This window comes from Pseudomonas sp. AP42 (assembly GCF_001728935.1).
Classification (GTDB): Bacteria; Pseudomonadota; Gammaproteobacteria; order Pseudomonadales; family Pseudomonadaceae; genus Aquipseudomonas; species Aquipseudomonas lactis.
Genome location: NZ_LYSO01000156.1, coordinates 1 through 12,344, shown reverse-complemented (window position 1 = coordinate 12,344; position 12,344 = coordinate 1). Strand labels below are relative to the sequence as shown.

At 61.7% G+C, this 12,344-nt stretch carries 11 protein-coding genes; 5 read left to right on the top strand and 6 right to left on the bottom strand.

The features are described from left to right. Positions 1 to 333 precede the first annotated feature (333 nt). The 5 genes from A7K61_RS28810 to A7K61_RS28790 all read right to left on the bottom strand — a co-directional run bounded on the left by A7K61_RS28810 (position 334) and on the right by A7K61_RS28790 (position 6,306). Complete coding sequence (locus A7K61_RS28810; RefSeq protein ID WP_069558880.1) at positions 334 to 792, bottom strand: N-acetyltransferase; 459 nt, start codon at positions 790 to 792, stop codon at positions 334 to 336. Positions 793 to 881: 89 nt separating this feature from the next. Next, positions 882 to 1,718: an ethanolamine ammonia-lyase subunit EutC gene (gene eutC, locus A7K61_RS28805; RefSeq protein WP_069558879.1), complete on the bottom strand. Its 837-nt coding sequence runs from the start codon at positions 1,716 to 1,718 to the stop codon at positions 882 to 884. Beyond that, positions 1,715 to 3,109 (bottom strand): ethanolamine ammonia-lyase subunit EutB, encoded by a 1,395-nt coding sequence (locus A7K61_RS28800; protein WP_003194516.1) that lies wholly within the window; start codon positions 3,107 to 3,109, stop codon positions 1,715 to 1,717. The genes eutC and A7K61_RS28800 overlap by 4 nt, the downstream gene beginning before the upstream one ends. 63 nt (positions 3,110 to 3,172) lie before the next feature. Then, positions 3,173 to 4,606 carry an ethanolamine permease gene (gene eat / locus A7K61_RS28795; RefSeq protein ID WP_003194515.1) on the bottom strand — a complete coding sequence of 478 codons (1,434 nt, stop codon included), beginning with the start codon at positions 4,604 to 4,606 and terminating at the stop codon, positions 3,173 to 3,175. A gap of 179 nt (positions 4,607 to 4,785) precedes the next feature. Continuing rightward, the gene (locus A7K61_RS28790) at positions 4,786 to 6,306 is read right to left on the bottom strand and encodes an aldehyde dehydrogenase family protein (protein WP_032895131.1); all 1,521 of its coding nucleotides are present in this window, start codon (positions 6,304 to 6,306) and stop codon (positions 4,786 to 4,788) included. Positions 6,307 to 6,578: 272 nt separating this feature from the next. On the opposite strand from A7K61_RS28790, the gene A7K61_RS28785 reads away from it, so the two are divergent. Next, entirely contained in the window at positions 6,579 to 8,489 is a 1,911-nt protein-coding gene (locus A7K61_RS28785) for a sigma-54-dependent Fis family transcriptional regulator (protein WP_069558878.1), read from the top strand. A gap of 357 nt (positions 8,490 to 8,846) precedes the next feature. Here the strand turns inward: A7K61_RS28785 and A7K61_RS34015 are convergent, their stop codons facing one another. After that, the gene (locus tag A7K61_RS34015) at positions 8,847 to 9,029 is read right to left on the bottom strand and encodes a hypothetical protein (protein ID WP_125970747.1); all 183 of its coding nucleotides are present in this window, start codon (positions 9,027 to 9,029) and stop codon (positions 8,847 to 8,849) included. A 13-nt stretch (positions 9,030 to 9,042) separates the two neighbouring features. Between A7K61_RS34015 and A7K61_RS33265 the strand changes: the two genes are divergently transcribed. The 4 genes from A7K61_RS33265 (at position 9,043) to A7K61_RS28765 (ending at position 12,196) form a co-directional block, all read left to right on the top strand. Next, positions 9,043 to 9,834 carry a hypothetical protein gene (locus A7K61_RS33265; protein ID WP_238348852.1) on the top strand — a complete coding sequence of 264 codons (792 nt, stop codon included), beginning with the start codon at positions 9,043 to 9,045 and terminating at the stop codon, positions 9,832 to 9,834. A 109-nt stretch (positions 9,835 to 9,943) separates the two neighbouring features. Further along, complete coding sequence (mpl, locus tag A7K61_RS28775; RefSeq protein ID WP_057711025.1) at positions 9,944 to 11,293, top strand: UDP-N-acetylmuramate:L-alanyl-gamma-D-glutamyl-meso-diaminopimelate ligase; 1,350 nt, start codon at positions 9,944 to 9,946, stop codon at positions 11,291 to 11,293. Next, positions 11,290 to 11,919, top strand: a complete 630-nt coding sequence (gene ubiX, locus A7K61_RS28770) for a flavin prenyltransferase UbiX (RefSeq protein ID WP_032895136.1) — start codon at positions 11,290 to 11,292, stop codon at positions 11,917 to 11,919. The genes mpl and ubiX overlap by 4 nt, the downstream gene beginning before the upstream one ends. After that, positions 11,912 to 12,196: a YceK/YidQ family lipoprotein gene (locus A7K61_RS28765; RefSeq protein WP_047712257.1), complete on the top strand. Its 285-nt coding sequence runs from the start codon at positions 11,912 to 11,914 to the stop codon at positions 12,194 to 12,196. Before ubiX ends, A7K61_RS28765 begins: the two co-directional genes overlap by 8 nt. The last annotated feature ends 148 nt before the right edge of the window (positions 12,197 to 12,344 follow it).

Sequence of the window (12,344 nt, the reverse complement as noted above, 5' to 3'; positions counted from 1 at the left end):
TGGGCGAGGTGCCGAGTGGTGGGGCAAGAGCGCTTTGCTTACTTTCGCGCTTTTCGAAAGTGAGCCGCCGTCAGGGCGGAACCCTAGGTGGCCGTTACCGCAGCAATGGATATGTACACAATCCAACTGTGTTGGCTGTCAGGCCGTCTTCGCAGGCAAGCCAGCTCCCACATTTGGACTGCGTCGCGTCAGGTAGATAAGTGTCGGCTGTCGGGCCGTCACGGGAGCAAGCTCCCTCGCCACAGGGTCAGCCGATACAGTATTGGCTGACCCTCCGCCATCGCAGGCAAGCCAGCTCCCACAAGGAAATGGCGGTGTTTGGCTTACCGGTTTTCAGTCTTCGTTGATCGGCAACACGTAGTTTTTAAATTCGGTGTCTTCGCGAAACCCAATCGACTCGTAGGTCTTCTGCGCCACGTCGTTATCGCTGCTGGTCGATACCCGCAACCGCACCGCGTGGGTGTCCTTGGCCATTTTCTTGGCCGTGCGCATCAAGTTGTCAGCCACCAGTTGCCGGCGCGCATCCTCGGCCACATAGATGTCGTTGAGGATCCACACCCGCTTGAGCGACAGCGAGGAAAAACTCGGGTACAGCTGGCAAAACCCCAGCAGCCGCTTGTCGTCATCGTCGGCCAGGGCCAGGTAGATCACCGACTCCTTGCGCCGCAGGCGCTTTTCCAAAAAGGCCCGTGACGAGTCCGGGAACGGCAAGGCCCCGTAGAACTCGCGGTATTTGACGAACAACGGGGTCAACAGGTTCAGGTGTTCCAGGGTCGCTTGAGTAATCCGCATGCCAGGCCTCAACTTCCAAATGGGGTATGACCACACGAGCGGCCGTGACTCGATGCTGCCTAATGACGCCAAAAAGCGCAATCGTGCCGCTATCGGTCATCCGCCGGGCTGAGCAGGAAATTGCCCTTCATCAGGTCCGGGTCGTCGGATTCGAGGGTCTGAACCTGCGCCTCATCCTTGAGATTGACCCCCGACAACTGCCGGCGACACGCCTCTCGCATCAAGTACAGCAGGCGATGGGCCGCCATGCCGTAGCTCAAGCCTTCGAGCCGCACATTGGAGATGCAGTTGCGATAGGCATCGGTGAGGCCGACCTTGGGGTTGTAGGTGAAATACAGGCCCAGGCTGTCCGGCGAGCTGAGCCCTGGGCGTTCGCCGATGAGGATCACCACCATCTTGGCACCGAGTAGTTGGCCGATCTCGTCTGCCACCGCCACGCGGCCTTGCTCCACCAGGATCACCGGTGACAAGGACCAGCCTTCGGCGTGGGTCTGTTCTTCCAGGCGCGCCAGAAAAGGCGCGGTGTGTTTATGCACCGCCAGTGCCGACAGGCCATCGGCTACCACGATGGCCAAGTCCACCCCACCAGGCTGGGCCGAAGCGTAGTCGCGCAGCGTTTGCGCCGACTCATCGCTCAGGCGTCGCCCAAGGTCCGGGCGTTGCAGGTAGATGTGCCGGTCCGTGGCGGCGCTGTGCAACAACAGGCTGTCTCGGCCACGTTCGGCCAATTGGCGGCTGAGGCCGGTGTGATCGAAGGGCAGGTGCACCGCGTCCCGCGCCTGGGCGTGGGCAAACTGGAAGTCCAGTTGGGCGCTGGTGGGAAGGCTGGTACCGGTGCGGCCCAGGGCAATACGCGCCGGGGTGAGGCGGCGCAGTTCCAGCCACGGGTTGTCAGGCAATTCTGGTTGCACAGTCGGCTCCTTCATCCCAATTGCGCCAAGGCGTGGCGGAAGGCCGGTGGCAGGCTGTTGCCGAAGTGCACCTTGCCATCAGCCTGCGTGAAGATGCCCATTTTCGCCAGCCACTGCTCGAACTCCGGCGCCGGTTTTAAACCCAATGTTTGCCGGGCGTACAGGGCGTCGTGGAACGAGGTGGTCTGGTAGTTGAGCATGATGTCATCGGAACCGGGGATGCCCATGATGAAGTTGATGCCCGCCACGCCGAGCAGGGTCAGCAGGGTGTCCATGTCGTCCTGGTCGGCTTCGGCGTGGTTGGTGTAGCAGATGTCGCACCCCATGGGCACGCCGAGCAGCTTGCCGCAGAAGTGGTCTTCAAGGCCCGCGCGGATAATCTGCTTGCCGTTGTACAGGTACTCCGGGCCGATAAAGCCGACCACGGTGTTCACCAGAAACGGCTTGAAGTGCCGGGCCACGGCGTAGGCTCGGGTTTCACAGGTTTGCTGGTCGACGCCAAAGTGCGCATTGGCCGACAAGGCGCTGCCCTGGCCGGTTTCGAAATACATCAGGTTCTGGCCCAGGGTGCCGCGCTTGAGGCTCAAGCCCGCGTCATAACCTTCCTGCAGCACGTTCAGGTTGATCCCGAAACTGGCATTGGCCGCTTCGGTACCGGCAATTGACTGAAACACCAGGTCCAGCGGTACGCCGCGGTTGATCGCTTCGATGGAGGTGGTGACGTGGGTGAGCACGCAGGCCTGGGTGGGAATTTCGTAGCGCTGGATGATCGCGTCGAGCATCTCCAGCATGGCGCAGATCGAGGCGATGCTGTCGGTGGCCGGGTTGATGCCGATCATGGCGTCGCCGTTGCCGTACAGCAGGCCGTCGAGAATGCTCGCGGCGATGCCGGCGGGTTCGTCGGTAGGGTGGTTGGGCTGCAAGCGCGTGGACAAGCGCCCGCGCAGGCCCAGGGTGCCGCGAAACTGGGTGACTACGCGGATCTTCTGCGCCACCAGCACCAGGTCTTGCACGCGCATGATCTTGGACACCGCCGCGGCCATTTCTGGTGTCAGCCCCGGCGCCAAGGCGCGTAGGGCCTGTTCATCGGCCGCGTCGCTGAGCAGCCAGTCGCGCAGGCCGCCGACGGTGAGGTGGCTGACCGCTGCAAACGCCTGTTTATCGTGGGTGTCGATGATCAGCCGGGTGACTTCATCGCTTTCATAAGGAATCAATGCTTCCTGCAGGAAGTGCTTGAGCGGGATATTTGCCAGCGCCATCTGCGCCGCCACACGCTCACCGTCATTCTGCGCGGCGACACCGGCGAGGAAGTCCCCGGAGCGTGCGGGGCTGGCCTTGGCCATCACGTCCTTGAGGCTGTCGAAGCGGTAGGTTTGAGCACCTACCGCGTGGGAAAAGCTTGCCATACAGTGTCTCCTTGATGACGCGGGCCTGCTGCGGGCAAGGCGCCGCGTCGAGGTTTTCGGCAGTTAGTGCAAGGCGGCCTCTGCGGCCTGGATCGCCGCGAATTCCTCTTCCGGCGTGCCTGCTACCAAGTGATGCCGGCTGTAGAAAGCAAAGTAAGCAATTAATACTCCATAGATGATCGCCGCGCCAATCACCACGCGTGGGTCCACCAGAAAGCCCGCCACCACGGCCACGCAGGCCAGCACCAGCGCCACGCCCGAGGTGAAGATGCCACCGGGCGTGCGGTATGGCCGCTCCATTTTAGGGCGACGGATGCGCAGGGTGATGTGGGCGGCCATCATCAATACGTAGGAAATCGTGGCGCCAAACACCGCCACCAGGATCAGCAAGTCACCCTGGCCGGTCAGCGACAGGCCAAAGCCGATAATCCCGGGGATCACCAGCGCCAATACCGGCGCCTTGCTCTTGTTGGTCTCGGACAATTTGCGCGGCAGGTAACCGGCACGGGACAGGGCAAAGATCTGCCGCGAATAGGCGTAGATGATCGAGAAAAAGCTCGCGATCAAACCGGCCAGGCCGACCAGGTTGACGAAGCTGCCCATCCAGGTGGAACCGCCGTAGGACAACGCCAAAGCTTCAACCAGCGGGTTGCCGGATTTGATCAGCGCGTAAGTCCCCGCACCGCCCGGCGCGATCACCAGGATCAACAGGGCAAAACTGGTCAGCACCACAATGGCGCCAATCAGCCCGCGCGGCAGGTCGCGCTTGGGGTTCTTGGTTTCTTCAGCGGCCAGCGGCACACCTTCCACCGCCAGGAAAAACCAGATGGCATAAGGGATCGCGGCCCACACGCCGACGTAGCCGAACGGCAGGAAGCTGCTGGCGCCCTTGGCCTCGGTCACGGGTATATCGAGCAGATTGGCGACGTTGAAGTGCGGCACCATCGACACCAGGAACACGCCCAGGGCGATCGCGGCGACGGCGGTGATCACGAACATCAACTTCAAGGCTTCACCCACACCAAAAATGTGGATGCCGATAAAGATGATGTAGAACGCCAAGTAGATCATCCAGCCGCCAATGCCGAACAACGACTCGCAATAGGCGCCGATAAACACCGCGATGGCGGCGGGCGCGATGGCGTATTCGATAAGGATGGCAGTACCGGTGAGGAACCCGCCCCAGGGGCCGAAGGCGCTGCGGGCAAAACCGTAGCCACCGCCAGCAGTGGGGATCATGGAAGACAACTCGGCCAGGGAAAAGCACATGCACAGGTACATGGTGGCCATCAGCAAAGTAGCGAGGAACATGCCGCCCCAGCCGCCCTGGGCCAAGCCGAAGTTCCAGCCAGCGTAGTCTCCGGAAATAACATAGGCGACGCCCAGGCCAACCAGTAGTACCCAGCCGGCGGCGCCTTTTTTCAGTTCGCGTTGTTGAAAGTAATCGGTGCCGACTTTTTCAAAGTCGACAGAAGAACCAGTGGGTTCGCTAGGCATGGGAAGTACCTTCCATTCTTATTGTTTTGATCCCGACAGGTTGGCGCCGGGTAATGTAGGAGCGAGCTTGCTCGCGAAAAACTTGCGAGCGCCTCGGGGGAGTCAGGCTACTCGCGTTATCGTTAACGTTCTTCGCGAGCAAGCTCGCTCCTACAGTGACGGTTGTTGCTTCTGTGGGGTTAGAAAAAACCCAGCGGATTAATGTCGTAGCTCACCAGCAAGTTCTTGGTCTGCTGGTAGTGATCCAACATCATCTTGTGGGTTTCACGGCCTACGCCAGACTTCTTGTAACCGCCAAACGCGGCATGCGCCGGGTACAGGTGGTAGCAGTTGGTCCATACACGGCCGGCCTTGATCGCCCGGCCCATGCGGTAGGCGCGGTTGATGTCGCGGGTCCACAGGCCAGCGCCCAGGCCGAACTCGGTGTCGTTGGCAATCGCCAGGGCTTCGGCTTCGTCCTTGAAGGTGGTGATGCTCACCACCGGGCCGAAGATTTCTTCCTGGAACACACGCATGTCGTTGGTGCCCTTGAGCAGGGTCGGCTGGATGTAATAACCGGTGGCCAGGTCGCCCGTGAGCTTCTCGACCTTGCCGCCGGTGAGCAGTTGCGCGCCTTCGCCCTTGGCGATTTCCAGGTAGGACAGGATCTTGTCGAACTGCTGCTCGGACGCCTGGGCGCCGACCATGGTGTCGGTGTCCAGCGGGTCGCCACGCTTGATCGACTCGACCTTTTTCATCACCACTTTCATGAAGTCGTCGTAGATCGACTCTTCCACCAGTGCACGGGAAGGGCAGGTGCACACTTCACCCTGGTTGAAGAACGCCAGCACCAGGCCTTCGGCGGCTTTTTCGATGAATTGAGGTTCGGCTTTCATGATGTCGGCGAAGAAGATGTTCGGCGACTTGCCGCCCAGCTCAACCGTGGACGGAATGATGTTCTCGGCCGCCGCATGCATGATGTGCGAGCCCACAGGCGTTGAGCCGGTAAAGGCGATCTTGGCAATGCGCTTGCTGGTGGCGAGGGCTTCGCCGGCTTCTTTGCCAAAACCGTGCACCACGTTCAGCACGCCTGGCGGCAGCAGGTCGCCAATCAGTTCCATCAGCACGCTGATGCCCAGCGGCGTTTGCTCGGCGGGTTTGAGCACCACGCAGTTGCCGGCGGCCAGGGCTGGCGCGAGTTTCCACGCGGCCATCAGCAGCGGGAAGTTCCACGGGATGATCTGGCCGACCACGCCCAGCGGCTCGTGGAAGTGATAGGCGGCGGTGAGTTCGTTGATTTCCGCGCTGCTGCCTTCCTGCGCGCGGATGCAGCCGGCGAAGTAGCGGAAGTGGTCGGCGGCCAGGGGGATGTCGGCGTTTAGGGTTTCGCGCACGGCCTTGCCGTTGTCCCAGGTTTCGGTGATGGCCAGCAGTTCGAGGTTTTGCTCGATGCGGTCGGCGATTTTCAGCAGCACCAGCGAGCGGTCCTGGGCTGAGGTTTTGCCCCAGGCATCGGCGGCTGCGTGAGCGGCGTCCAGCGCCTTGTCGATGTCTTTGGCGGTGGAGCGCGGGAAGTCGGCAATCGGCTTGCCGTTGACCGGCGAGGTGTTGGAGAAGTAGTTGCCATCGACCGGCGCCACGAACTCGCCGCCGATGTAGTTGCCGTACTTGGCCTTGAACGAAACGATGGCGCCTTCAGTACCGGGGTGTGCATAACGCATGGTGGGCATCTCCTGCTTTTATGTTTATTGGAGTACAGCGCGGCAAGCGCGTTATAAAGCGTAGAGCAAAGGTTGGGCCACTGCTGTGCGGGCCCGCAAAATCAAGGGGTTGGGCGTTGTTGCAAGGCGTTGCCGTGACAGGGGTGATACAGGCCAGGTGACAGTTTGTGCCACAAACGGTACAGCCTGTGACCGGTGGGTCGGGCCGGGATTGCAATGGCCGGATGGCTGGGGGATGCTGGGCGTTCTCACGCAGGGAGAATAATAAGAACATGCATAACGATCATTTCAGTCGCCATGCCCAGCAAGTCTTGACCGTCACCCGGGGCCAAGAGCTTTCCCAGGGGCCTGGCAGCGACCCGTCCATCGCCCGCTCCTGGCTGCGCTGTGTGGAGGACTACCACCTCGACCCGGCGCTGACCATCGCGCCCACTGTGCTCGAACACGGGCGCCTGCTGGAAAGTCGCGAACGCCTGCGCCAAGTGCTGCACATTGCCGGCAGCGAAATGAACAGCCTGCACCAGCAACTCTCCGGCGCCGGTCACGCGGTGCTGCTCACCGATGCACGCGGGGTGATCCTCAACTGTGTCACCGCGCCGTCGGAGCGCAAGATCTTCGAGCGCGCCGGCTTATGGCTGGGCGCTGACTGGAGCGAAGCCTGCGAAGGCACCAACGGTATCGGCACCTGCCTGGTGGAACGGCAGTCGTTGACGATCCACCGTGACGAACACTTTCGCGGCCGCCATACCGGGCTGACCTGTTCGGCCAGCCCAGTGTTCGACCCTCATGGTGAATTGCTGGCGGTGCTGGATGTGTCCTCGGCCCGCGAAGCCGTGTCGCGCCAGAGCCAGTTCCACACCATGGCGCTGGTGAACCTGTCGGCCAAGATGATCGAAAGTTGCTACTTCCTGCGTCACTTCGAACATCACTGGCTGTTGCGTTTTCACCTGCAGGCCGAGTCGGTCGGGTTGTTCAGCGAGGGCTTGCTGGCGTTCGATGGCGAAGGGCGCATTTGTGCGGTCAACCAGAGCGCCCTGAACCTGTTGGGGCAGTTGCGCGGCGGTTTGGTGGGCCAGCCGGTGGAAGCGTTTTTCGACTGTTCCCTGGATCAGTTGCTGGGGCGCGCCAGCGCAAATGCCACGGCCAGTTGGCCATTGCGCACCCGCGAGGGTCGGCCTCTGTTTGCAGCGTTGCGAGGCCAGCCGCGCAGTGTGCCGGCCCCTATCATCAAGCCGCAGGCGCCACGGCCTTTGGGTATCTGCCTGGGCGACCCGGCGTTGCAAAACGAGCTGCGCAAGGCCTCGCGAGTCTTCGAGCGCGACGTGCCCTTACTGATCAACGGCGAAACCGGCTGCGGTAAAGAAGCCTTCGCCAAGGCCGTGCACCAGACTAGCCAGCGGGGCGACAAGGCCTTTGTCGCGCTGAACTGTGCGGCGATTCCAGAAAACCTGATCGAGAGCGAATTGTTTGGCTATCGCGCCGGCAGTTTTACTGGCGCCCTTAAAGAGGGTATGCGCGGCAAGCTGCAACAGGCCGATGGCGGCACGCTGTTTCTCGATGAAATCGGCGACATGCCCCTGGCGCTGCAAACCCGCCTGTTAAGGGTGCTGGAAGACCGCCTGGTGGTGCCTATCGGTGGTGAACCCCAAGCCGTGAACGTGCGCATCATCAGCGCCACGCACCGCAATTTGCTGGAGCGTGTGGCCGATGGCAGCTTTCGCGAAGACCTGTATTACCGCCTGAACGGCTTGGAAGTTGCCCTGCCGCCGTTGCGCGAACGCACTGACAAGTCGCAACTGTTGGACTACCTCCTGGCCCAAGAGGCGGGCACCGAGCAGGTGATGCTCGACGAGCCTGCGCGCCAAGCCTTGTTGGCATTCCATTGGCCCGGCAACCTGCGGCAGTTGCGTACGGTGTTGCGCACAATAGTGGCGCTTTGTGAGGGCGGGCGAGTCGGGCTTGAGGACTTGCCGGCGCTGATTCGACAGGCGCGGCCCCAAGGGCAGAGGCTGGATGCGCCGTGCGCCTCGCCGCTGGAGAGCGCCGAGCGTCAGGCATTACTCGATGCGTTGGCGCAGCAGCGCTGGCATATGAGCCATGTGGCTGAACAGCTGGGCGTCAGTCGCAATACGCTGTACCGCAAGTTACGCAAACATGGGATTTCACGGGAGGTTATGCATTAGGGGCGCGACAGTTGTCGGAATAACTCAGTTATTGCGGACTGCTCGTTTTTTGTCCCACGTGATTTAAGGTTTTTTATCGCTCTACGCACTCACGTCGTCCCGGAACGTGGTGCGCTGTTTTAAGCACTGATGGAATAAGGGCAGAGCATCACTTGCCCTTAAACACCGTTGTTTGAAACTTCTAGGGTGACAACACATGAATATTACAAGTCCAATAACGACTCCTGTGCCACAACTCCCTGTTCAACTTGATGTTACGCCCACGCCTGCACCGCAGCCCTTGATGGCGGGCTGGGGCGAACCGATGCACCCCCTTGAGCATGAGCCTGGCACGCAGTTGTCTGAGCCGCAGGCTGATCAAACGCCGAAGGTGCGCATCAGGCGTGGAATCTTCGGGCGGCGGTTCGGGGGAGGGTCCAGGCCCACGCCGCCGGTGTCTCCCCCGCCGTCGCCCAGGGTACCGCCTGCCCCGGTCAGTCCCACGCCTACCCGGCCCCAAACCACGACGGGAGGGAAAAAACCGACGACAACCCACGACACCTCTGGCACCAGCGTGACCGCGGGCAGTTCAGGCCAGTCGACGGCCAGTAAGCTCAAAGACGCGCTGACCAAGGGGCCTCAGACGCCCCCTCTCGGTGGCACCACCGCTGTGAAACCGGCGGAATCGCCCAAAGTCAGTGTGGCCGATGTCACTCAGCGGCTGTTGGATGCCGACAGGCTGGTCAAGGCGGGCGTTATTTCTACATCGCCCTCTACCGGCAAGATGGTCAAGGACGCGTTCATCAACGCAGGCATCAATGGCATGGTCAGCGCGCCGATCAATGTGGGCGCCTATGCCGGGTCCGTGGCTGCGGGGGAAGCGATCAAGGGCCAATACGTACCGTCGCCGGTAACGCCACCGCCACCGCATTTGCCTGGCGGTGTGCAGGCCGGTCAGAAGCCAGCGCCGCCAGTCGTTACGCCATCCACACCCGATGAGCCTGCGCCTGGGGCCACACGCCATTTGGATCGCGTAGAAAAGGTGATGCTGGAGTTTGCCAATCTCATCATCACGCTGGCGGGAAACACCGGAGACCGGCTTGTCATGGGCGACGCCTGGCCCAAGGAGCGCGGGGCACGCATGAGTAACCTTGAGCAGTTACTGGACGTTTCAGAAACCCATATGAAACAACTGGCCGAGGACCACGAGCTGATTTTCAAACCTCACATCGAGTCACAAACGTCCCCTGGTACCGGTGGCCGCTTAGGCGTGATCGAGCGTCGGTACCATGCCTTGAAAAAAACCGCTGACCGAATCATGACCTTGAAAGGCGCTGAGCTTAACAACACGCGCACCACGGTTTAAGTCATTCCTTTTGCCCGCCGGATCCTACCGGCGGGCGTTTCGCCCTCAGCTAATGCGTGCGAACTTTCCCACCCTACGCTAACCTGCCTCGATGTTTACGAGGTCGACTATGCACATTCATATTCTGGGTATCTGCGGTACGTTCATGGGTTCGATGGCGGTTCTGGCCAAAGAGCTGGGCCATCACGTAACAGGCTCCGATGCCAATGTTTATCCACCCATGAGCACGCAGCTAGAGGCGCAAGGGATTGAGCTGACCCAAGGTTACGACCCTGCGCAATTCGACCCCGTGCCGGACCTGGTCGTCATCGGCAACGCCATGTCGCGCGGCAACCCGGCGGTGGAATACGTACTCAACAAAGGCTTGCCTTACGTCTCCGGCCCCCAGTGGCTGGCCGACCATGTACTGCAAGGCCGTTGGGTCCTGGCAGTGGCGGGTACTCACGGCAAGACCACCACCAGCAGCATGCTGGCCTGGGTGCTGGAACATGCGGGCATGAGCCCGGGCTTCCTGATTGGCGGTGTGCCGCAGAACTTCTCGGTGTCGGCGCGCCTGGGCCAGACACCGTTTTTTGTGATCGAGGCCGATGAATACGACAGCGCCTTTTTCGACAAGCGCTCCAAGTTCGTCCACTACCGCCCGCGCACGGCGATCCTCAACAACCTTGAGTTTGATCACGCGGATATCTTCCCCGATCTGCCGGCGATTGAGCGGCAGTTCCACCATTTGGTGCGCACCATTCCCAGCGAAGGCCTGGTCATTCATCCCACCACCGAGCCTGCGTTGCAGCGTGTGATCGACATGGGCTGCTGGACCCCGGTGCAAACCACCGGCGCGGGTGGGCAGTGGCAGGCCAGGTTGCTCAGCGACGACGGTTCGCGGTTTGAAGTGCTGTTCGAAGGCCAGGCCCAAGGCATTGTCGATTGGGGCATGACCGGCCAGCACAACGTGGCTAACGCCTTGGTGAGCCTGGCTGCCGCTCGGCATGTCGGCGTGGTGCCGGCCATGGGCATCGCCGCCTTGAGCGCGTTCAAGAGTGTGAAGCGGCGCATGGAGAAAGTCGCCGACGTGAATGGGATTACCATTTACGACGACTTTGCCCACCACCCAACCGCCATTGCCACCACCCTGGATGGCCTGCGCAAGCGCGTGGGCGATGCGCAGATCATCGCCATCGTCGAACCGCGTTCCAACTCCATGAAGCTCGGCGCACACCGTGATGGCCTGCCTGAAAGCGTCAACGATGCCGACCAGGTGGTGTGGTATGCGCCAGCCAACCTCGGCTGGGATTTGCCGGGCATTGCTGCGCTGTGCACCATACCTTCGAAGGTTTGCGATTCGCTGGAAGGCATCATTGAGCAGGTGAAGTCCTTGGCCCAGCCCGGCACCCACGTGGTGGTCATGAGCAACGGCGGCTTCGGCGGCCTGCACGGCAAGTTGGCCGAGGCGTTGAAATGAGCGGGCCGGAGCGCATTACCCTGGCGATGACCGGCGCGTCTGGTGCGCCTTACGGCCTGCGCCTGCTCGATTGCCTGGTGCGTGAAGACCGTGAGGTGCATTTTCTGATCTCCAAGGCGGCGCAGTTGGTGTTGGCGACCGAGACCGATGTCGCGCTGCCTTCCAAAGTGCAGATGATGCAGGCGTTCCTCACCGAGTACACCGGTGCGGCGGCGGGGCAGATCAAGGTCTACGGCAAAGAAGACTGGATGTCGCCGGTAGCTTCGGGCTCCGGTGCGCCGGCGGCCATGGTGGTGGTGCCATGCTCCACCGGTACCTTGTCGGCGATTGCCACGGGCGCCTGCAACAACCTGATCGAACGGGCGGCGGACGTGACCTTGAAGGAGCGCCGCCAATTGATCCTGGTGCCGCGCGAAGCGCCGTATTCGAGCATTCACCTGGAGCACATGCTCAAGTTGTCGAACATGGGCGTGACCATTCTGCCCGCGTCGCCTGGCTTCTATCACCAGCCGCAGACCATCGATGACCTGGTGGACTTTGTGGTGGCGCGCATTCTCAACCTGTTGAACATTCCCCAGGACATGCTGCCGCGTTGGGGTGAGCACCATCTGGGCGGCGATGAATAAAGCGCTGCTGCTGTTGATGGCGCTGCAACTTACCGGCTGCGCCACGGCGCGCACGCTGGATGCGGCGCAACCGGGCGCACCGGTGGTGTATGCCGGCACGCGGCTGGATCTGTACGCGATCAATGGTGGCTGCTGCGCCAAGGACCGCTTTGGCGCCGAGGCCCCGAGCTATCCCCAGCTCGACCTGCCGGCCAGTGCGTTGCTCGATACCTTGTTGTTGCCACTGTCGGTGTTGACGGTGCTGGGGGTTGGCTTCAACGCCACGGGCGGGCTGTAAGGCAGTGGCTGCCTGGGCCGGCCCCGGCGGCCAGCGCATATCTACCTGACGCCCGGCGATCCAAATGTGGGAGCGGGCTTGCTCGCGAAGGCGGCCTGGCAGTCAACACAGTTGGATTGTGTGCATATCCATTGCTGCGGTAACGGCC